Source organism: Streptomyces cyaneochromogenes (assembly GCF_003963535.1).
GTDB lineage: Bacteria > Actinomycetota > Actinomycetes > Streptomycetales > Streptomycetaceae > Streptomyces > Streptomyces shaanxiensis.
The window spans coordinates 4,721,336-4,741,111 of the sequence record NZ_CP034539.1 but is presented as its reverse complement, the minus strand read 5'-3'; the positions used below and the strand labels follow the sequence as shown (position 1 = coordinate 4,741,111).

General features: G+C 71.3%; 16 protein-coding genes and 1 pseudogene. 3 read left to right on the top strand and 14 right to left on the bottom strand.

The window, feature by feature from the left end; genetic code table 11:
• Positions 1-12: 12 nt before the first annotated feature.
• The 8 genes from pstS to EJ357_RS21375 form a co-directional block, all read right to left on the bottom strand.
• Entirely contained in the window at positions 13-1,134 is a 1,122-nt protein-coding gene (gene pstS / locus EJ357_RS21410) for a phosphate ABC transporter substrate-binding protein PstS (protein WP_126393213.1), read from the bottom strand.
• Positions 1,135-1,380: 246 nt separating this feature from the next.
• The gene (locus EJ357_RS21405) at positions 1,381-1,806 is read right to left on the bottom strand and encodes an NUDIX hydrolase (RefSeq protein WP_126393212.1); all 426 of its coding nucleotides are present in this window, start codon (positions 1,804-1,806) and stop codon (positions 1,381-1,383) included.
• A gap of 55 nt (positions 1,807-1,861) precedes the next feature.
• Positions 1,862-3,079 carry a CHAD domain-containing protein gene (locus EJ357_RS21400; protein WP_126393211.1) on the bottom strand — a complete coding sequence of 406 codons (1,218 nt, stop codon included), beginning with the start codon at positions 3,077-3,079 and terminating at the stop codon, positions 1,862-1,864.
• Positions 3,060-5,432, bottom strand: coding sequence for an RNA degradosome polyphosphate kinase (locus EJ357_RS21395; protein WP_175647466.1), 2,373 nt, complete (start codon positions 5,430-5,432; stop codon positions 3,060-3,062). The genes EJ357_RS21400 and EJ357_RS21395 overlap by 20 nt, the downstream gene beginning before the upstream one ends.
• A gap of 179 nt (positions 5,433-5,611) precedes the next feature.
• On the bottom strand, positions 5,612-6,562 hold the full coding sequence (locus EJ357_RS21390; protein ID WP_126393209.1) for a hypothetical protein: 951 nt from the start codon (positions 6,560-6,562) through the stop codon (positions 5,612-5,614).
• Positions 6,559-7,557 carry an ABC transporter permease gene (locus EJ357_RS21385; protein ID WP_126393208.1) on the bottom strand — a complete coding sequence of 333 codons (999 nt, stop codon included), beginning with the start codon at positions 7,555-7,557 and terminating at the stop codon, positions 6,559-6,561. The genes EJ357_RS21390 and EJ357_RS21385 overlap by 4 nt, the downstream gene beginning before the upstream one ends.
• A complete protein-coding gene (locus EJ357_RS21380) occupies positions 7,554-8,441 on the bottom strand; it encodes an ABC transporter ATP-binding protein (RefSeq protein ID WP_126393207.1) in 888 nt (295 codons plus the stop codon). The genes EJ357_RS21385 and EJ357_RS21380 overlap by 4 nt, the downstream gene beginning before the upstream one ends.
• Positions 8,438-8,824, bottom strand: a complete 387-nt coding sequence (locus EJ357_RS21375) for a GntR family transcriptional regulator (protein ID WP_126393206.1) — start codon at positions 8,822-8,824, stop codon at positions 8,438-8,440. The genes EJ357_RS21380 and EJ357_RS21375 overlap by 4 nt, the downstream gene beginning before the upstream one ends.
• 441 nt (positions 8,825-9,265) lie before the next feature.
• Here EJ357_RS21375 and EJ357_RS21370 point away from each other — a divergent pair, with 441 nt between their 5' ends.
• Complete coding sequence (locus tag EJ357_RS21370; RefSeq protein ID WP_126393205.1) at positions 9,266-9,961, top strand: hypothetical protein; 696 nt, start codon at positions 9,266-9,268, stop codon at positions 9,959-9,961.
• A 216-nt stretch (positions 9,962-10,177) separates the two neighbouring features.
• Here the strand turns inward: EJ357_RS21370 and mshD are convergent, their stop codons facing one another.
• Positions 10,178-11,104 carry a mycothiol synthase gene (gene mshD / locus EJ357_RS21365; RefSeq protein WP_126393204.1) on the bottom strand — a complete coding sequence of 309 codons (927 nt, stop codon included), beginning with the start codon at positions 11,102-11,104 and terminating at the stop codon, positions 10,178-10,180.
• Between the two features lie 155 nt (positions 11,105-11,259).
• On the opposite strand from mshD, the gene EJ357_RS21360 reads away from it, so the two are divergent.
• Both EJ357_RS21360 and EJ357_RS21355 read left to right on the top strand, forming a co-directional pair.
• Positions 11,260-13,080 carry a bifunctional metallophosphatase/5'-nucleotidase gene (locus EJ357_RS21360; RefSeq protein WP_126393203.1) on the top strand — a complete coding sequence of 607 codons (1,821 nt, stop codon included), beginning with the start codon at positions 11,260-11,262 and terminating at the stop codon, positions 13,078-13,080.
• Positions 13,081-13,193: 113 nt separating this feature from the next.
• The gene (locus EJ357_RS21355) at positions 13,194-14,474 is read left to right on the top strand and encodes an LmeA family phospholipid-binding protein (protein WP_126393202.1); all 1,281 of its coding nucleotides are present in this window, start codon (positions 13,194-13,196) and stop codon (positions 14,472-14,474) included.
• 194 nt (positions 14,475-14,668) lie between these two features.
• Here the strand turns inward: EJ357_RS21355 and EJ357_RS21350 are convergent, their stop codons facing one another.
• The 5 genes and pseudogenes from EJ357_RS21350 to EJ357_RS21330 all read right to left on the bottom strand — a co-directional run bounded on the left by EJ357_RS21350 (position 14,669) and on the right by EJ357_RS21330 (position 19,738).
• Entirely contained in the window at positions 14,669-15,454 is a 786-nt protein-coding gene (locus tag EJ357_RS21350; protein WP_126393201.1) for a carbonic anhydrase, read from the bottom strand.
• Positions 15,455-15,705: 251 nt separating this feature from the next.
• Positions 15,706-16,087: pseudogene (locus tag EJ357_RS21345) on the bottom strand (pectinesterase family protein); the annotation flags it as partial.
• A 97-nt stretch (positions 16,088-16,184) separates the two neighbouring features.
• Entirely contained in the window at positions 16,185-17,072 is an 888-nt protein-coding gene (locus EJ357_RS21340; RefSeq protein WP_126393200.1) for a hypothetical protein, read from the bottom strand.
• Between the two features lie 435 nt (positions 17,073-17,507).
• The gene (locus EJ357_RS21335) at positions 17,508-19,004 is read right to left on the bottom strand and encodes a HAMP domain-containing sensor histidine kinase (RefSeq protein WP_126393199.1); all 1,497 of its coding nucleotides are present in this window, start codon (positions 19,002-19,004) and stop codon (positions 17,508-17,510) included.
• Positions 19,001-19,738, bottom strand: coding sequence for a response regulator transcription factor (locus EJ357_RS21330; RefSeq protein ID WP_126393198.1), 738 nt, complete (start codon positions 19,736-19,738; stop codon positions 19,001-19,003). Before EJ357_RS21330 ends, EJ357_RS21335 begins: the two co-directional genes overlap by 4 nt.
• Positions 19,739-19,776 lie beyond the last annotated feature (38 nt).

Here is a 19,776-nt window from a genome sequence, read left to right as displayed (position 1 = left end):
CGCACGCTCAGGTCAGCTCAGGGATTCGACGGTGGTGCGGACCTTGGCGATGATGTCCTCGGGCATGGGCGCGTAGTCCTTCTCGGCGAGGATCTTCTGACCGTCCTCGGAGGCCGCGTAGCGCAGGAACGCCTTGACGGCGGGCAGGGTCTCGGCCTTGTTGCCCTTGTCGCAGACGATCTCGTACGTCACCAGGATCATCGGGTAGGCGCCCTCGGCCTTGGTGGCGTAGTTCAGCTCCAGGGCGAGGTCCTTGCCGGTGCCGACGACCTTGGCGTCCGCGATGGCCTTGGTGGCGTTCTCGACGTTCGCCTCGACCGGCGCGGCAGCACCGGTGTCGATGGCGACGGTCTTGATGCCGTCCTTGGCGTACGACAGCTCGAAGTAGCCGATCGCGCCGGCGGTCTGCTTGACCTGGGCGGCCACACCGGAGGACTGCGGAGCGGACTGGCCGCCCTTGGCCTGCCAGGCCTTGCCGCCCTCGTACGGGAAGTCGCTCTTGGCGGTGGCGATCAGGTACTTGGTGAAGTTGTCCGTGGTGCCGGACTCGTCGGACCGGTGGAAGGCCTGGATCTTCAGGTCGGGCAGCTTGGCGTCGGGGTTCAGCTTCGCGATCGCCGGGTCGTTCCAGTTCTTGATCTTGTCGTTGTAGATCTTGGCGATCGTCGGGGCGTCGAGGACGAGCTTGTCCACACCCGGGACGTTGTAACCGAGCGCGATCGGGCCGCCGACCATCGGCAGGTCGATGCCCTGGCCGCCGGAGCAGATCTTCTTGGAGGCCTCGACCTCTTCGGGCTTCAGCGCCGAGTCCGAACCGGCCCAGGGGATCTGGCCCTGCGTGAACGCGGTGACACCGGCACCGGAACCGCCGGCCTTGTAGTTGATCTCGACCTTGCAGGCTGCCGAGAACTGCTTGACCCACGCGTCCACGGCGTTCTTCTGCGCGGAGGAGCCGTCGGCGAGCACCTGCCCCGAGGCGTCGTCACACTTGATGTTGCTCGCGCCGGTGCTGGAGGAGGCGTCGCCGCCGCCGTTGCCGGTCTCGTCGGAGCCGCACGCCGTGAGGGCCAGGGCGCCGGAGACGGCGAGAGCGCCGAGAGCGAGGACGCGCCGGTTCTTGCGCTGAAGCTTCACTGAGGGTGTTCCTTCCGGGAGCCGCCGTCCTGAATTCCGGCGGCGTGCGAAGAATGGGTGATGCGAACCCGTCCCCCCGGGGCGCGGTCCGTCATCGTGCAGGGCCGAAATTAGGCAGATCAGGTGAAGGCGCCGAAGGCCGTAAATGAACGGGGGGTGAACCCCTGGGGACGGTGCGGTGAGGTAACGGAACGCTTACGTTGAGGACACGGGTGTATGCCGACGCTTTGTGCGGGTTGCTTCGGACTAGGCCGGCCGCAGCGACTCCAGTAGGGCGTCCACGAGTGGGCGGTCCCTCGGCTGGCTGAGACGGCACCGGGCGGCGGCGGGGGAGAGCCACAGCAGGCGGTCCACCTCAGCGTTGGGAGCGAAGCGGCCCGGGCCCGCCTCGGCCGCCCAGTACCGGACCTCCTTGGGGCGGTCGTTGGCGATGTACCGCAGCGTCGGCAGTTCGGCGCCCGGCTCGGCCTGGTGGCCGGTCTCCTCGGCGACCTCGCGCAGGGCGCCTTCGAGGGGGTCCTCGCCGCGTTTCAGTTTGCCCTTGGGATGCGACCAGTCGTCGTACTTCGGTCGGTGGACCAGGCATATCTCCACCTCACCGTCTACCGGCGAACGGCGCCACAGGACGCAGCCGGCCGCGTGGACGGTGAGGTCTTGGTTCGGGTGAGTCACCGGAAGAGTGCCTCCTTCGGGAGTACCTGTGGTGCAGGGGTTCCCAGGGCGGGCCTCAGGGTCGCTGAGGCGCGCCCACCGTCTTCATCTGCCAGGACTGCTGGAACGCGAAACGGGCCGCCTCCACCTCGTGCCGCTGGTCGGCGTGCAGCACGCCGAGGGCGTACGCCGTCGCCGGGGCGATCCGCGGGGTGCGGGCCGCCTGGGCCGCGGCGGCCGCCGCCTCGGAGGCGTCCCGGTGCCGGTTCAGGGCCTGCCCCGCCGCCAGCAGCCGTACGTCCACCGGGGAGTCGTCGCCGTGGAGGACCTCGCGGGCGTAGCGGTGCAGGCGCAGCAGCAGGCGTACCTGGTGCCAGGGGGCGTCCTGCGGATGCGGGGCCGGGTCCGGGGAGAGGCCGTGGATCAGGGCCTCGGCGTTGTAGGGGTGGCCGGCGGTCACCAGGGGGAGCGCGGCGACCGCGTCGGTGAGCCGCTCCTCGGCGGCGGCCGCGAGGGGGCGCAGGTCGGCGGTGGTCGCGGCGGGGGTCAGGGGGACCTCGCTGGCCAGTACGGCGATGTTGTCGGCGACGGCGTGAAAGCGGGAGGAGCCGAGGGCCTGGAGGGCGGTGCTGTGCGCTCGGGTGCGGGCGAGGGTGAGCTGGCGGTCGAGGAGGGCGCCTGCCTTGGCGGCGCCCACTGTGAGGTTGCCGCGTTCCGGGGTGGGCGCCGGGTGGGACGAGGGGCCGGCGGCGCCGGGTACCGCTTTGGGTGGGACGGGCGCCGCCCCGGCGGCACGACTGCCCGCGGCCACGTCGGCGCGGGTGCTCGCGGTCACGTCGGGGCGGCTGCCCGCCACCGCCCCGGCCGAGCCTCCCGCACCCGCCCCGCCCACGTCGGTCGTGCCCGCCTGGGCCGGCAGGACCGCTGCTCCCGACAAGCGGTGCAGGGCCAGCAGCAGGCGTTCCAGGCGGGCCGCGTAGGCGTGTTCCATGGCCAGGGTTCCCGAGAGCCAGGCCAGTTCCGGGCGGATGGACTCCGACCAGTCGGTGTCCAGCAGCGGGCGGAACGTGTGCAGGCTGGCGCTGATGCGGCGGGCCGAGCGGCGCAGGGCCCGGGCCGCGTCGACGCACTCCTCCGAGCCGCTCGAACCGTTGCCCGTGCCGCCCCCGGTCTCCCGGTGCAGGCGCAGGGCTCGGAGGAACTCCGTGGCCTGGGCGCGCAGGTAGCCCGCGAGGGCGTCCCCGGCCACCGCGCCGGCCGTGGGGTCCGTCGGATCAAGGTGTTGCTGTGCCACGCCGGCGCCTCCGGGCGTCTATGAGCATCTCCTGGACGTTGCGCAGTGGCTGGCCGTCCGCGTCCGTCGCGTGCCGCGTCCACTCGCCCTCCGGGCCGAGGTGCCAGGACGCGGTGGTGTCGGACATACCGGTCTCCAGGAGCCGGTTGAGCGCGGCGCGGTGGGCCGGGTCGGTGACCCTGACCAGGGCTTCGATACGTCGGTCGAGGTTGCGGTGCATCATGTCGGCGCTGCCGATCCACACCTCGGGCTCGCCGCCGTTGCCGAAGCCGAAGACCCGGGAGTGTTCGAGGAAACGGCCGAGGACGGAGCGGACGCGGATGTTCTCCGACAGCCCCGCCACACCCGGGCGGACCGCGCAGATGCCGCGGACCCAGATGTCGACCGGTACGCCCGCCTGGGACGCGCGGTAGCAGGCGTCGATGAGCGCCTCGTCGACGATCGAGTTGACCTTGATGCGGACATGGGCGGGACGCCCGGCACGGTGGTGCTGGACCTCCTTGTTGATCCGCGAGACCAGGCCGTCGCGCAGGGACTTGGGGGCGACCAGCAGCCGCCGGTACGTCTCCCGGCGCGAGTAGCCGGAGAGACGGTTGAACAGGTCGGACAGGTCGGCGCCGACCTGGGGGTCGGCCGTCAGCAGGCCCAGGTCCTCGTAGAGCCGGGCCGTCTTCGGGTGGTAGTTGCCGGTGCCGACGTGGCTGTAGCGCCGTAGCGTGTCGCCCTCCTGGCGGACCACCAGCGACAGCTTGCAGTGGGTCTTCAGGCCGACGAGGCCGTAGACCACATGGCAGCCGGCCTCCTCCAGCTTGCGCGCCCACTTGATGTTGGCGTGCTCGTCGAAGCGGGCCTTGATCTCGACCAGCACGAGAACCTGCTTGCCGGCCTCGGCGGCGTCGATGAGCGCGTTGACTATGGGGGAGTCGCCGGAGGTGCGGTACAGGGTCTGCTTGATCGCGAGGACGTCCGGGTCGTCGGCCGCCTGCTCCAGGAACGCCTGCACGGAGGTGGAGAAGGAGTCGTACGGGTGGTGCAGGAGGACGTCCCGGTTGCGCAGGGCGGCGAAGATGTCCGGCGCGGACGCCGACTCGACCTCGGCGAGATCGCGATGGGTGCCCGCGACGAACTTCGGGTACTTCAGCTCGGGACGGTCGATGGAGGCGATGCGGAAGAGGCCGGTGAGGTCCAGCGGGCCGGTCAGCGGGTAGACCTCGGCCTCGCTGATCTTCAGCTCGCGCACCAGCAGGTCCAGGACCTCCTGGTTGATGTTCTCCTCGACCTCCAGGCGCACCGGCGGCCCGAAGCGGCGCCGCATGAGCTCCTTCTCCAGGGCCTGGAGCAGGTTCTCGGCGTCGTCCTCCTCGACCTCCAGGTCCTCGTTGCGGGTGACCCGGAAGGCGTGGTGCTCCAGCACCTCCATGCCCGGGAAGAGCTCCTCCAGGTGCGCGGCGATGACGTCCTCCAGCGGAACGTACCGGCCGGGGGAGGCCTCCAGGAAGCGGGAGAGCAGCGGGGGCACCTTGACGCGGGCGAAGTGCGGGGTGCCGGTGACGGGGTTGCGCACGCGCACGGCCAGGTTCAGGGACAGGCCGGAGATGTACGGGAACGGGTGCGCGGGGTCGACCGCCAGCGGGGTCAGGACCGGGAAGATCTGGTGCCGGAACAGGGTGAAGAGGCGGGCCTGCTCCTTCTCCTGCAGTTCGTTCCAGCGGACCAGGTGGATGCCCTCCTCCGCGAGCGCGGGGGCGACGTCCTCGTGGTAGCAGGCGGCGTGCCGCGCCATCAGCTCGCGGGAGCGGGCCCAGATCATCTCCAGGACCTCGCGGGGCTGCAGGCCGGACGCGGACCGGGTGGCGACACCGGTGGCGATACGGCGCTTCAGTCCGGCCACCCGGACCATGAAGAACTCGTCCAGGTTGCTGGCGAAGATCGCCAGGAAGTTCGCCCGCTCCAGGAGCGGGGTGTTCGGGTCCTCGGCGAGTTCGAGGACGCGCTCGTTGAACGCGAGCCAGCTGCGCTCCCGGTCCAGGAAGCGGCCCTGGGGCAGCTGGACCCCGTCGACGAGTGACTCCTCGTAGGCGTCGAGGTCGGCGTCGAGGTCGGGTTCCAGATCGGAGACGACCGCGGAGACCGTGTGCGGGCGGTGGGCCGCGATGGAGCCCACGGAGGGCTGCGCGTGCTGGACGTTGGCCTGGGAGTTTGTGGACTGGCTCATATGCCCATTGTTCCGCGCATCGAGGCCGATGGGCGCGTCGGAAAGCGCGGGCGGGAGCGTCGCGGGGAGATGTCGGGCGTCCCCGTTCCTCGCGTTTCCCTCCGGCGGCGGCGAAGGCGCTGGCACGGCGGCGGTCATTGGCTGAGCGTCGCAAGTCCGTCTGAACCAATGGTTACGGAGACATGGCGTGCGGGATAGCGGGGGGCGGCTCCCGGGCGTCTACATGACGGAGCGTCTGTCCGGACGACGCCCCAGCCGCACGTCCCTCCCCCCGTGGAGGGACGTGCGGCTGGTCCTTGGAGCCGGTTCGCAGGCTTTTACGGGGTGCGGCGGCGCAGCAGCCAGAAGGCGGCGAGGGTTGCGGTGGCCGCGACGGCGAGGAGGATGCCGGTCTCGACGAGCTGGAGGGGCCAGAAATGGGACCGGGGGTGGAAGGTCGCGCTGGTGAACCGCGGGGTGCCCTCTCCGGGATACCGGCCCCAGGTCGCGTTCCAGTCCACCTGCCAGGCCGAGCGGGGCAGCTCCAGTTCACCGGCCTGGCTGCGGTCGGCCTTCGGCCAGAGGTCCTTGCGGAAATGGTCCAGCACGAGGTACAGGACGAGCGAGGACGCGAACCCCGCCCCGGCGGCGGGCAGCGTCCGGCGCACCAGCAGTCCGGCGAGCGCGCCGAGGGCGAGGCCGGCCAGTACGTAGCCGACGGCCGCCGGGCCGATGCCGACGAAGACGTCCGGGCCGTACCAGTCCCCGACCACGTTGGGGTTGCCGTCCGTCTGTGCCCAGCGGTTCAGCAGGACGAGCGCGCCGGTGCCGGCGGCGAGCAGGACCGCCGGGACGGCGAGCTTGGCGGCCAGCCAGCGGACCGGACTGACCGACTGGGTCCAGGCGAGCAGCGCGGTGCCGCTCTCCAGCTCCCGCCCGATGAGCGCGCCGCCCGCCCAGGCGGCCACGGGGAAGATCGCGAAGGTCAGGGCCGAGGTGAGGAGGGCGATGCCGGTGGAGTAGTAGTCGTCGGCGGTGATCGCATCGAGCGAGGAGCAGGAGGGGTAGCCGTCCGCGGCGACCGGCTCGGAGCACGGGAGGTAGGCCCGGCGGGCCTCGTCGGCGATGACGTACATCCAGATCAGTCCCGCCGTCGCGGCGGTCAGGGCGAGTCCCCAGAGGACCAGGGCGGTCCGGTGCACCCGCAGGACGGACCAGACCAGGCCGCGCGGCCCGCGCGGGGTGGTGCCGGCCGGGGTGGTGCCGGTGGCGGTGAGGGTGGCGGTCATACGGCGGCTCCGGTGCGGCGGCGCAGCAGCCGGAAGGCGGCGAGGACCGCCAGGGCCACCACGGCGAGGACGATGCCGGTCTCCACGAGTTGGAGGGGCCAGAAGTGGGAGGAGGGGTGGTAGTCGCGGTAGAAGCCGACGATGTCGTGGTCGGCGAGGCACTTGGTGTCGTTGATGCAGAGGGGGTCTTCGACGCGGGCGCCGGTGGAGGTGAGGGCGCCGTCGTCGAGGACCATGCCGGTGTACGGCGGGTACATGCCCTTCTGCGTGAGCGTCTCGACCGGCCACAGGTACGGGCGCAGTGAGCCGAGGGCCTGCGTGAGCACCAGCAGTCCTACGGCCGCGGCGGCGAGCGCGGGCAGGGCGCGGCGCAGGAGCAGGCCCGCCAGGGCGCCGACGGCGAGGCCGAGGAGGGCGTGGGCGGTGGCGAGGGTGCCGTTGGCCAGGAAGATGTCGTCGTCGTACCACTCCCGCCAGGGCACGATGGACCGCAGGGGGGCGGCCGACGACCATGCCAGGCGGTGCAGCAGCGTGAGCAGGGTCGTGCCCGCGACGAGCAGGGCGGCCGGGACGGCGAGCTTGGCGGCCAGCCAGCGGGCCGGGGACACGGACTGGGCCCAGGCCAACTGGGCGGTTCCGTTCTCCAGTTCACGCCCGATGAGCGCACCGCCGGCCCACGCGGCGGCGAGCAGCGGCACGAAGTTCAGGAGGCCGCCGAGGCTGTTGGCCAGGCCGAGGCGGCTGATGGCGGGACCCGAGTAGTCGCAGGCCTGGCCGACCTCCGGCGAGTCGCATCCCATCGCCCGGTACTCGGACCAGGCGGCGTCCGTCCCCGGCCCGTGGACGAACAGCAGCGCCCCCGCGCCGACGGCCACCAGCAGCACCCAGAACCACAGCGCCCAGCGATGCACCCGCAGCATCACCCAGACCAGTCCGCGCGGCCCCCGGGAGGGCGCGACGGCGGTGGACGTCTCGATGGTCACGACGGTGGTCATACGGCGGCCTCCGGCACGGAGTCGAGCCGCAGGGCCGGTGCCTCGGGGGCGCGCAGGTGGGCGAGGACCAGCTCCTCCAGGGTGGGGACGGTGCTCTGCCAGGTGTCGTCGAGCGGGCCCTCGGGCCGTACGAGTGCGGTGAGTTGGCGTCCCGTGGTGCGGGACTCGACCACGGTGTGCGGGTCCAGGCCGGCGTCGGCGCGGCCGGTGACGAGCCGGTGCGCGGCGAGCAGGTCGTCCAGCGGGCCGGCGAGGCGGACGCGGCCGGCGCCGAGCAGCAGGAGGTGGTCGCAGGCGCCCTCCAGCTCGGCCACGACGTGCGAGGACATGACAACCGTAGTGCCGCGTTCGGCGGCGTCGGCCATGAGCGTGGCCATCAGCTGGTGCCGGGCGAGTGGGTCGAGGTCGGCCATCGGCTCGTCCAGGAGCAGCAGTTCGGGGCGCTTGCCGAGGGCGAGGGCGAGCGCGACGCGGGTGCGCTGGCCGCCGGAGAGCGTGCGGATCTTGGCATCGGGGTCGAGGTCTCCCTCGGCGACGATCCGCTCGGCGACCCGGTCGTCCCAGCGCCGCTGGTTCAGCTCGCGGCCGAAGCGCAGGGTGTCGGCGACGGTGAGCTGCGGGTGCAGGGGCTTGTCCTGGGCGACGTACGCGACCTGCTCGCGGGCGGCCGCCGGGGCCTGGCCGAGGACGGTGATCGTGCCGTCGCTGGGGTGCAGCAGACCGGCGGCGAGGGAGAGGAGGGTCGACTTGCCCGCGCCGTTGGGTCCGACGACGGCGCAGATCCGGCCCGCCGGGAGCTGGAAGGCGCAGCCGTCCAGCGCCCGCTTGCGGCGCCGTCCGAACCTCTTGCCCAGCGCGGCCGCCTCGATGGCGGTCTCGGTCATGACTCGTCCCCCTTGAAATGCGTGTCCAGTACGGAAGTGAAGAGCGCGTCCACGTCGTCGCGCTCCAGGCCGGCCTCGCGGGCCCGTACGGCCCACGCCTCCAGCTCGGTGCGCAGCGGCGAGTCGGCCGGCGCGGTGTTCAGCCCGCGTCGCACGAACGTGCCGAGCCCCCGTCGTGCCTCGACCAGCCCCTCGCGTTCGAGTTCGCGGTAGGCCTTGAGGACGGTGTTCGGATTGATGGCGGTCGCCTCGACGACCTCACGGGCCGTCGGAAGCTTGTCGCCGGGCTCCAACAGGCCGAGGCGCAGGGCCTGTTTGGTCTGCTGGACGATCTGCACGTAGGTGGCGACGCCGGAGCGCCGGTCGATGCGGTACTCGACCATCCGTTCCACCACCCTTTCACTAATTGAGTAGTGAAAGGGTGGTGGCGGGGGGGATCAAAAGTCAAGTCGGGCCTCTGGTGGCCGGCGGGGCCACTGGGCCCCGGGCAAGCGAACTACGCTCGGAACTGCGTTGCATCGGCGGCGCGGTCAGCGAGCAGCTGATGCGTCGGCTTCAGCCGGCGTCTCGCCGACCGGGTGAGGGAACGCTTCGCCGGCGGCGGTACGTTCGTGCCCGTCGGCCTCCCGGGCAAGCCCGTGGGCAGATCTGCTGTGCGACCTCATCGGCGAGGACAACCTCGAACTGCGCCTCGTCTGGTCCACCGACCCGGAGGCCAAGCCGCACCCGGCCCCGATGGGCTTCCGACAGACGGGGCCTGTCGTGAAGGCCCGAGCGTGGCACGGCCTACTTGAGAACCGATCACGGACCGCGAGGAGGAGCAGATGGCCGAGCCGACTCCGCGAGACCTACGAGTGGTCGCCGTCGACATCGGCTCCGTACGGACCGGTTCCTTCGCCTGGGCCGCCGTCGACGTGCCGAGGGCGGGACCGGTGCCGGAGGCGCTCGCCGGGTACGGGAGCGACCCGGCGACGGCGGTCGAGGCGGTCGCCGAGGGCCTGCTGAGCGGCGGGCGGGCGGTGCTCGCGCTGGAGGCGCCGATGTCCGTGCCCGTGTCGGGGGACTGGGCGCTGCTGGGCAAGGGGCGCGCCGGGGAGGGGAATCGGCCCTGGTCCGCGAGTGCGGGGGCCGGGGCGTTGGGGACGGGGCTCGTGCAGGGCGCGTGGATGCTGGCCGAGCTGGGTCGGGTGGTGACCGGGCTGTCGGTCACGACTCAGGTGCGGCGGTGGAGCGACGGCACGGCGGATGCGGCGCGGCTGCTGCTGGTGGAGGCCTTCGTGTCGGGGGCCGGGAAGCCGGTGGCCACCGTCCTCGGCCAGCACGCCGCCGACGCCGAGGCGGCCGCCCGGGTGGTGGCCGAGCGGCTGGCCGGCGGCGGACGTGAGAGTGATGTGGTGTGCGCCCCGCACCGGGTCTTCAACCTGCTGGCCGCGCAGGCCCTGTGGGCGGGGCTGGACATCGGGGACGACGAGCTGGGGTTGGACGTACTCGTCGTACGCGCCCGGCCGGTCGTGCGGTGACGGCCCTCAGGTATACGGCCCTCAGGTCTACGGCGCTCAGGTCTACGGCCCCCAGGTCTCCGACTATCAGGCCTACGGCCCCCAGGTCTCCGACTATCAGGCCTACGGCCCCCAGGTCTCCGACTATCAGGCCTACGGCCCCCAGGTCTCCGACTATCAGGCCTACGGCCCCCAGGTCTCCGACTCTCAGGTCTCCGACTCTCAGGTCTCCGACTCTCAGGTCTCCGTCCGATACATCAGATCCGTCTCGTACGTCACGAACCCCAACCGCTCGTACACCGACACCGCCGCCTTGTTGTCGGCGTCGACGTACAGCATCGCCGTCGGCAGCCCCTGGGACGCCAGGTGCCGCAGGCCGATCGTCGTCAGGGCCTTGCCGAGGCCGCCGCCCTGGGCGCCGGGGCGTACGCCGAGGACGTACACCTCGCCGAGCCCCTCCTCCGCGTGGACCTTCGTCCAATGGAAGCCGATCAGCTCGTCGTCGCGTTCCGCCAGGAAGAACCCGGCCGGGTCGAACCACGGCTCGGCCCTGCGGTCGTCGAGGTCGCGCTGGGTGAGGGAGCCCTGTTCGGGGTGGTGGGCGAAGGCGGCGGCGTTCACGGCGAGCCAGGCCGTGTCGTCCTGGCCGGGCACGAAGGCGCGGACCGTGACGCCCTCGGGGAGTACCGGGTCCGGCAGGTTCAGGTCCGCCAGTGAGCGGCGCATCTGGCGCAGCTCGCGGAAGAGGGTGAGGCCGAGCACCTGGGAGAGATGGCGGGCGGCGGCGTGGCCGCCGTGGGCCCACACCCGCAGCCGCTTTCCGGACGCGGCGAGGAGGGCCGAGCCGAGCGCGCGGCCGTGGCCGTGGCCGCGGTGCGCGGGGTGGACGACCAGTTCGGCGGCCGGGGCCTCCACCGGGTCGGTGTCCTCCAGCTGGGCGTAGCCGACGAGTTCGTCGGCCACGGTCAGCAGCAGATGCGACACGCCCTCGCGCTCCCCGCCGCGCAGCTGCAGCCGGCCCTGCTCGGACACCGCCTGCTGCCCGTCGTTCCGGGCGGCCTCCGCCAGCAGCTCCAGTACGGCCTCGGTCTGCTCCGGGGAGAGCGCGAAGTGGGTCTCGATGGCGCGGGTGGGGAGGGGGCGTGCGGTGTCGTCGCTGGTCATGCGTACGAGGGTAAAGGGAGCGCCCGCCAATGTGGCGGCAAAGGGGCGGGCAAAGGGAAACCAGAAAGTAACCATGAACCCTCTGTCGCGCTACGCGCGTTGACTCTAGGCTGCGCCCGACGGGGCCATGTCACTTTCGACCCACAGGGGGGCGTATGCCAGCCGAGTCACGCGCGCACCAGCGCCGCAGACGCCGTACTCACCTTCTCCTCGCCGGGGCCGCCGGTCTCGCCACCGCCGGCGCACTGGCCGCGGCGCTCCCCGCGACCGCGACGGCGGAGGAGAGCTCCGCCAAGCACGGCAGCGGGTACTTCAACCGCTACCAGGACGTGCAGCTGCTGTCCTTCAACGACCTGCACGGCAACCTGGAGCCGCCGGCCGGTTCCTCCGGCCGGGTCACCGAACTGCAGCCGGACGGCACGACGAAGACCATCGACGCTGGCGGTGTCGAGTACCTCGCCACGCATCTGCGCCAGGCCCGCGAGGGCAACAAGTACTCCATCACCGCGGCCGGCGGCGACATGGTCGGCGCCTCCCCGCTGATCTCGGGCCTCTTCCACGACGAGCCCACCATCGAGGCGCTGAACAAGCTCGACCTGGACGTCACCTCCGTCGGCAACCACGAGTTCGACGAGGGTGCCAAGGAACTGGCCCGCCTGCAGAACGGCGGCTGCCACCCCACGGCCGGCTGCTATGTGAAGGACGAGGAGTTCGAGGGCGCCGACTTCCCCTACCTCGCCGCGAACGTCCTGGACGAGAAGACCGGCAAGCCGATCCTCAAGCCCTACTGGGTGTGGAAGAAGAAGGACGTCAAGGTCGGCTTCATCGGCGTGACCCTGGAGGACACCCCCGGTGTCGTCTCCGCGGACGGCGTGAAGGGCCTGAAGTTCAAGGACGAGGTCGAGACGATCAACAAGTACGCCAAGGTGCTCCAGCGCCAGGGCGTGAAGTCGATCGTCGCCCTGATCCACGAGGGCGGGCTGCCGGCGTCGGGGTCGTACAACTACAACTGCGACTCCCCGGGCGCCGGTGACGGCGTCTCCGGCCCGATCGTCGACATCGCGAAGAACATCACGCCGCAGGTGGACGCGCTGGTCACCGGCCACACCCACGCCGCCTACGTCTGCACGATCCCCGACCCGGCGGGCAAGCCGCGCATGGTGACGTCGGCCGCGTCCTTCGGCCGCCTCTACACCGACACGACGCTGACGTACGACCGCTTCACCGGCGACATCGCCCGTACGTCCGTGAAGTCGGCGAACCACGTGGTCACCCGGACCGTCGCCAAGGCGCCCGACATGACCGAGCTGATCGGCAAGTGGAACACCCTCGCGGCGCCCATCGGCAACCGCGCGATCGGCTACATCTCCGCCGACATCTCCAACACCGGCACCGAGTCCCCGATCGGCGACCTGATCGCCGACGCGCAGCTCGCGCACGGCAAGGAGCTGGACCCGGAGACGGACCTGGCGCTGATGAACCCGGGCGGCGTCCGGGCACCGCTGACCTACGCGGCCAAGGGCAGCGAGGGCGACGGTGTGGTGACGTACGCCGAGGGCTTCACCGTGCAGCCGTTCTCCAACACCGTGAACCTGCAGGACTTCACCGGCGCGCAGCTGATCCAGGTGCTCAAGGAGCAGGTCAGCGGCACGAACGCGGCGTCGCCGAAGATCCTGCAGCCCTCGTCGGGTCTGACGTACACGCTGGACCTGACCAAGTCGGGCGCCGACCGGGTGGTGACGGACTCCATCAAGCTGAACGGCGGGGCCATCGACCCGACGGCCACCTACCGCGTCGCCACCAACAGCTTCCTCGCGGGCGGCGGCGACGGCTTCCCGACGCTGGGCCAGGGGACGAACGACCTGGTCGGCTCGGACGACCTGACGGCGCTGGAGAAGTACCTGACGGCCAACTCCTCGGCCACGAACCCGATCGCGCCGCCGGCGGCGAACCGGATCACCGTCGTGAGTCAGTGAGCGCGCCGGCACTGGTCGTTGAATGATTGACCGAGAGTCAGTGATCGTGAGGTAGATCGCATACCTTCGATTGCGGTTGCGGGTGGGGGGCGTGCGCATGGTCGGATGGGCCGATGCGTTCCCCCCACCACATAACGGCGCATCCCTATACGAACCCGTACGAGGAGCTCGGCAGGCTGGACGACGGCCCGCAGGACGTCGGTCCGTCGGACGTTGGTCCGTCGCACGCCGGTCCACAGGACCTCGGTCCGCTGGACGACTTCTTCCACGAGGACGTACCGGACGAGCGTGACGAGGCGGAGGCCCAGGACGATCCCTGGGCCCCGCCCAACCACCGCCGAGGCGGCCGCCGCCGTCGACGCGGCCGCTTCGCGGGGCTTCCCCTCGCACTGAAGGCGGTGGTCGGCCTCGTCGTCCTCGCATCCTTCCTCACCCTCGCCGACCGCTGGGCCCTGCTGTACGCCGAGCGCAGAGCGGCGGACACCCTCAAGGACCGCCTCGACCTGGCCGCCGCCCCCGAAGTCGAGATCGGCGGCTTCCCCTTCCTCACCCAACTCGCCGACGAGCGACTGGACTCGGTGAAGGTGACCGTCCCCGACGTGGCCGCCGACCGCGTCTCGCTCGCCCAGGTGACGGCCACGGCGCGAGGCGTACGGCTGGACACCGACGGTCCGACGTCGGTGCGCGGCGCCGACGTCCCCCGGCTGGAGGGCGACGTGCTGCTCTCCTTCGCCGACCTGAACCGTGAACTGGGCGCCTCCCAGGTGACGTTCACCGGAGAGGGTCACGACCGGGTCCGGGCGCGCGGCACGCTGCCCGTCGCCGGCCACGACCTGCGGCTCCGTGCCGAGGCGCGCATCGTGCGCGAGGGCGACCGCGGCATCGCGACGCACATCGGCGGCATGCGCCTGGACATCGGGAAGCTGGCCACGTACCGCCCCGGCGCCCGCGCCTCGGAGGGCCTGCACCTGAGCCGGCAGTCGGTCGCCCGCTTCGCCCACGAGACCCGCAAGGCGAAGGCGCTGCTGTCGGTCCCGTCGATCGTGCGGCGGCTCGGGGTCCCCGACTCCGTCGTCCGCGAGGCCCTGCGCAACGAGTCCAGGCTCACCGAGCTGACCGGCACCCCGCGCTTCGCGCACCGCGCCATGCAGCTCAACCTCATCGACCTGGCCCTCGACCACCCCGAACTGCTCAAGCTCCTGGGCTTCGACCCCGCCCTCCTCGACGCCCTGCCCCGGCTCACCCGTCCGGTCCTCGCCGACCAGCTGTCCCTGGGCTTCCGGCTGCCCGAGCCGCCGAGCGGGCAACTGCGGCTGCGGGACGTGCGGGTGGAGAAGGACGGGATCAGGGTGCGGCTGGAGGGGGAGGGGCTGACGGTCGGCCGCTCCCGCTGAGGCACGCGGAGTAGGTGGCGCGGGGCGGGGCGTATGCGCGGCCGGCGGGGCCGGTGCCCGAGGCGTTGACGGAGGAGACGCTGGTTTCGAGGCGGTGAGGGCCGCAGGGCCAACCGTCGACAGCGACGTCCCCCGGCATGCTCGGCTTCCACTGAGGTCGCCGGGCATGCCGGGGGCGCCGTCGCGTGTGGTCGTCAGCCGACCCGGTGGACGCGCTGCGTGTCCAGCTCGTAGCGGGCGCCGACGATGGCCAGTTCGCCGGAGGCCACCTTCGCGGCGAGGTCCGGTTCGGCGGCGAGGCGGGCGAGGACGGCGCACACGTTGGCGTCGATGGTGGAGTCGACGCGTGCGTCGCCCTCCTCGCTGCGGTCTATGTTCGGTTTTATCTGGTCGGCGATGTACTGGATGTGCGCCGGCAACTGCTCACCCGACTCGTCCGCCGCGACGGCCGCCTTCACGGCGCCGCACGACTGGTGCCCGAGTACCAGGACCAGCGGGATGTCCAGTTCGAGCACGCCGTAGGCGACGCTGCCGAGTACGGCCTCGTCCAGGACCTCACCGGCGGAGCGTACGGTCATCAGGTCGCCGAGGCCCTGGTCGAAGACCAGCTCCGGCGGCACCCGGGAGTCGATGCAGCCGAGGACGAGGGCGAAGGGGTGCTGACCCGAGGTCAGGGCCTGCCGCACGGCGGGCGACTCGTCGGGGTGCTGCTCACGGAAGGTGCGCCAGCGCCGGTTGCCCGCGGCGAGCTCACGCAGGGCTTCCGCGGGGGTGCCGGGGCGGCGACGGGAGGTGGGGGTGGCGGGCGTAGCGCGGGGCGCGGCGGAGGCGGTGGCCGTGCCGAGGGCGGCGGTGGTCCCCAGCGCCGCGGCCCCGGTCAGCCCGGCCCGCAGGAGTGCGCGGCGGGCGAGCGAGGGGAGAGCGAACCGCTGGTGAGCGGCGGTGGCCGGCTGTGAGCCGGCGGATCTGTCGGAGTTCACGGGGTGGAACGTACGCTCGAAACTTCACATAAACGTTCGCGTTGCTGAATCATGGACGGGGGCGGGGAAGTCATGATCGGGCGTTGGACTGCTCTTGGTGTTTCGCAGAGCTTTCGATGACCTTGCTCTTCCCGGCCCTGAAGCTCCGAACATCCTCAACTCCCTTGTGGCCCGTTGGGCGTGGTCCCGATCCCGACGACCCATGGAGATCGCATTCAAGGCGTCGTTGCGCAACCCGTCCACCGACAACGCCGCCCACGCTGGCTCAGCTTGTTCCAGGACACCGTGACGTTCGTGCTGTCCTTGCGCGCCCTGGTACGAGTCCCGGACGGTCAGGTTCCGGATGATCACGTTGTGCACGCCGGAGCCGAGGAAGAACCCGCCGCCGACGATGTGCCCGGACGTCCCGGACCCGACGATGGCCTTGTCCGACTGGACCTTGATCTCCTTCCCGACCGGGTTCATGTTGATCGTCCCGGCCACGACGATGACGTACGGCTCGGCGGCCGTCGCGTACTTCTCCAGATCGGCCTGCGTCCTCACGGTGACGATCGAACCGTCACGCCCGCCGTAAGTCCCGTTCTGCTCCAGTGAGTTGACGGAGGCGAACCCGTCGGCGGCGGCGGTGGCCCATCAGTCATACGGCGATCCGTTCCGTGCGGGGGGATGATCCGGGGATCAGTCGCCGCTCCGCACGGAAAGGTTGCCGCCCTGAGGGCGGTGAAGGGCCTTACTTGGCGCAGGTGTTGGGGTCCAGCTTCTCTTCCACCTTGTCCTCACGGCCGTCGGGCTGGCCGTTGGGGAGGAGCTTGTCGGAGGTGCCGTCGATGTAGTAGCCGTACGAGTAGATCGTCTTCCAGCTCGCGTCCCGGCCGCGCCAGGTGTGCGTGGTGACGTCGCCGTCGCCCTTGTTCCACTGGTAGTCCTCGACCTGGAAGATCGGGTTCACGCGCACCACGCGCTGGTACGGCGTCCAGGTCACGGCCACCTGTGTGCAGGGCGGGACGGACTTCTCGCTGCGGCGCTCGAACGAGGAGGTCTTCTCCCAGCCCCACTCGTAGCCGGCGCTGCCGCCCACGCCGCCCGAGAAGATGCTCTTGGCGAGGGAGAGGCTGATGGTGCCGCCGACGCTCTTCTTGGCGAACGTCTTGGTGCTGTAGCCGCTGACGAAGGTCTCCTTGTCGTCCGTCGAGCCGTGGTTGCCGATCCACGGGGACGTGCGGACCGTCTCGCCCTTGGTGGACCAGGTCGAGGCCTCGGCGTAACCGCACCAGCCGCGGAACAGCTCCCACGGCCCGGCCGGCTTCCACAGCCCGAAGACGTCCCGCAGGTACTCGTCCTGCGTCTTGAACTCGCCGGTGTCCACGTTGTATGCGCCGTAGACGCCGGTCAGGCTCGGCTCCTGGTTGCAGAGCCGCTCGACCAGCAGGTCGGTGTTCCCGGGGTCCGTACCCCGGATGTTCGACGCACCGCCCGGCCCGTTCCCGGCCGCCTGGGCGGAACCGGTGCCGGTCAGCACGCCGGATATGGCGAGGGCGGTGGAGGCGGTGATCAGGGCGCTCTTCCTGACGCTGTTCCCGGCGCTCTTCCTGAGCTTCGATTTGCGAATGAGTCGCATGGGGGGTGGCTCACTCCTGTGTGCTCGTGCACGGTGCCGACGGGTACGTCCGGCACCTGTCTGACAGCCACGAAGGCTTGCAGAGAACTGGTGGGTAGGGTCGGGAACAGGTGCGGATGACAGGACATTGACAGGTGGGAGGGGCTGTCTGTCGTTCTTTGTCCCTCTTCGCCTGCCACCGCTTCACAGGGGTAACTCCGCTGGGCTGTGGGGGGAATTGGAGCAGCTGGTCCTCTTGCGGCTCTCCGTGAGTGATACGGGTCCATGGCGGCGATGGTGGATGCGGGGCTGCGCGGAGGGGTACCGCGGCCGGCGCCGTATGCGTTCGCGATCATGTTCCGCGTCGGCGCCCGGCCCGGTCCGGGGGGAGGGGGGTGGAGGCTGAGCTGCTTCTCAACCACACCTGCCCGCGTCGATGGGCCGGTTGTCGGCGCACTACTCCTGCGGCTCCGCGGGCGGCGGCGTCGGCGCCCCCGGCAGTCGTACGGTCGCCACCGTCCCGCCGCCCTCCGCGCGGGCCAGCGTGACCTCGCCGCCCGCCTGCTCGACGGTGCGGGCCACGATCGACAGGCCGAGGCCCGAGCCCGGCAGGGCCCGTGCGCTGGGGGAGCGCCAGAAGCGGTCGAAGACGTGGGGGAGTTCCTCGGCGGGGATGCCGGGGCCGTGGTCGCGGACGGTCAGGACGCCGTCGTTGAGGGCGACCTCGACCGTGCCGCTCTCCGGGCTGAACTTCACCGCGTTGTCGAGGATGTTGACCACCGCGCGCTCCAGCGCCGCCGGTTCCGCGCGGACGTACCAGGGGTGGAGATCGGCGGTGATCGTCAGTTCCGGGCCACGGAGACGGGCGCGGCGCAGCGCCGCCTCGACCGTGTCCTCCAGCGAGATCACCTGGACGCGTTCACCGCGCTGGCCCTCCGAGCGGGACAGCTCCTGCAAGTCGCCGATCAGGGAGGCCAGTTCGGTCATCTGGGCCTTCACCGAGGCGAGCAGCGCCTTGCGGTCTGCCTCGGGGATCGGGCGGCCCGTCTCCTCGCTGCGGGTGAGCAGCTCGATGTTGGTGCGCAGGGAGGTGAGGGGGGTGCGCAGTTCGTGGCCGGCGTCCGCGATGAGCTGCTGTTGCAGGTCGCGGGAGCTGGCCAGGGCCGAGTTCATGGAGTTGAAGGAGCGGGAGAGGCGGGCGACCTCGTCCTCGGAGTCGTCCTCCACCGGGATGCGGACGGTCAGGTCCTCCGTGCGGGCCACGTGTTCGACCGCGGCCGTCAGCTTGTCGACGGGGCGGAGGCCCGCGCGGGCCACGGCCAGGCCGGCGGCTCCGGCGCCGATGACTCCGATACCGGAGACGAGAAGGAGGATGAGGGCGAGTTCGTTGAGCGTGGACTGGGTGTTCTTGAGCGGCACCGCGACGAGAAGCGCGGTGTCGGGGTACAGCTGGGGCGGACTCACCGGGCCCTGGCTGACGACCAGCGGCACGGTGAACACGCGCACGGCATTGCCGTCCGTGTCGGTGCCGTTGCGGGTGATCCCCTCGAGAATGTTCCCCGTGGTGTTGTCCGCGTCCTTGATCACGTTCTTGTCGGCGTCGGTGACCTTGACGGTGCCCGCCGAGGTCGAGGAGACGCAGGGCGTCCCGTCGGCCTTGACCAGCTGGATGTAGGTGCTCTGCGCCCGCAGGCCGTTGGCGCCGGTCTGGAAGGTCTCGTCGGTCGGGACGCTCTGGGGGCAGGCGTTGAGGAGCTCCACGACCTGGCTGTACCGCTGCGGTTCCGACATCTTCCTGAGGTCGGCGTTGACCTGCTCGTACAGCTTCCCCTGCACGATGAACCAACACGTCACCGAAACCGCCGCCACCGCGAACGCCACCGCCGCGGCGACCAGCATCGACAGCCGCGCCCGGATCGGCAGCGACCGGAACCGGCGTAGAACCCTGCTCACTCCGCCCCGCCCTGTCGCAGCACATACCCCACGCCCCGAACCGTGTGCACGAGCCGCGGCTCGCCGCCCGCCTCGGTCTTGCGGCGCAGGTACATCACGTACACGTCCAGCGAGTTCGACGACGGCTCGAAGTCGAAGCCCCAGACCGCCTTGAGGATCTGCTCCCGGGTGAGGACCTGGCGCGGATGCGCCATGAACATCTCCAGCAGGGTGAACTCCGTACGGGTCAGCTCCACCGGCCGCCCACCCCGCGTGACCTCCCGCGTCGCGAGGTCCATGCGCAGGTCCGCGAAGGTCAGCGCCTCGTCCTCCTGCGCCTCGCCCGCACCGGCCGGCGCCGCGTAGGAGCTGCGCCGCAGCAGCGCGCGGACCCGGGCGAACAGCTCGTCCAGTTCGAACGGCTTGACCAGGTAGTCGTCGGCCCCGGCGTCCAGCCCGGTCACCCGGTCGCCGACCGTGTCGCGGGCGGTCAGCATGAGGATCGGCGTCGTGTCGCCGGCGCCGCGGATACGGCGGGCGGCGGTGAGGCCGTCCATGCGGGGCATCTGGATGTCCAGGATCACCAGCTCGGGCCGGTAGGCGGTCGCCTTCTCCAGGGCGTCGGCGCCGTCGACCGCGACCTCCGTGTCGTACCCCTCGAAGGCGAGGCTGCGCTGGAGCGCTTCGCGCACCGCCGGCTCGTCGTCGACGATCAGAATGCGCTGGGGGTCACGGTCGCCATCGGCGGGGCTCATGGGCTCGGGATCCTCGGGTGCGGTGGGACAGGGGGCCG